Origin of the sequence: Microtetraspora sp. NBRC 13810, from assembly GCF_030268685.1 — a bacterium.
Taxonomy (GTDB): domain Bacteria; phylum Actinomycetota; class Actinomycetes; order Streptosporangiales; family Streptosporangiaceae; genus BSRQ01.
The window spans coordinates 1-263 of record NZ_BSRQ01000089.1 but is presented as its reverse complement, the minus strand read 5'-3'; the positions used below and the strand labels follow the sequence as shown (position 1 = coordinate 263).

The 263-nt window shown below is 53.2% G+C and carries 1 rRNA gene; it reads left to right on the top strand.

The window, feature by feature from the left end:
- A 23S ribosomal RNA gene (locus tag QSK26_RS41575) occupies positions 1 to 263 on the top strand; the annotation flags it as partial.

Sequence of the window (263 nt, the reverse complement as noted above, 5' to 3'; positions counted from 1 at the left end):
AGCCTAAATACTTCCTGATGACCGATAGTGCACGAGTACCGTGAGGGAAAGGTGAAAAGTGCCCCGGTGAGGGGTCGTGAAATAGTACCTGAAACCGTGTGCCTACAAGCCGTAGGAGCGTAGACAGTCTTCGGATTGTCTGTGATGTGACTGCGTGCCTTTTGAAGAATGAGCCTGCGAGTTATGGTGTGTGGCAAGGTTAACCCGGGTGGGGGAGCCGTAGCGAAAGCGAGTCTGAATAGGGCGTTGAGTCGCATGCTGTA